Source organism: Bacillota bacterium LX-D (assembly GCA_031628995.1).
Taxonomy (GTDB): Bacteria; Bacillota; DUOV01; order DUOV01; family Zhaonellaceae; genus JAVLUO01.
Window position 1 is genome coordinate 1 of record JAVLUO010000026.1, and the last position, 522, is coordinate 522.

At 38.5% G+C, this 522-nt stretch carries 1 protein-coding gene; it reads right to left on the bottom strand.

The features are described 5' to 3' along the window. Positions 1-512: GyrI-like domain-containing protein (locus tag RDV78_11310; protein MDS1031010.1), on the bottom strand; the 512-nt coding region annotated here is incomplete at its 3' end. Between the last annotated feature and the right edge of the window lie 10 nt (positions 513-522).

The window sequence follows — 522 nt, forward strand, 5'->3', positions numbered from 1 at the left end:
GCGATAAAAGCATCAATTTTCTTCATCGTTTCAGGTTCGGTCGAATACGGTCCAATGTGCATTATCTGTACGCATAAGCCTTCATCAAAAGCCTCAAAGCGAGCATTTTCAGTTGTTAGTTCAGGCTTCTTTTTTATCAATCTCTCGCATGCCCACTTAAAAACTTCTTCATTTACAAATTCCGGTTGGCGTATCATTAGTGTCCATTTCCAGTTATCTCTCTTTTCAAATGAAAACTCACCCTCATCAATCCACCATAATCCCTCAAGAGGAGGAACCACATATTCAAAATATCCTTCAGGCTGGTTCCCTTTCATTTTGCTCATCTTTATAGTAAATGACAGTCCATAAAGCAGCTCGACTGCTTGCTTAAAGCCAGGATTATTATTAGGATCGCCGCAACCATCCACCATAATGAAATTCATAGACGGAATCTCAATTAATACCGGCTTGTCCTTTGGCATATATAAGTCTTTGTATTCCTTTTTATAGTCAAATGCTTTTTCACTCATCTTAAAGCCT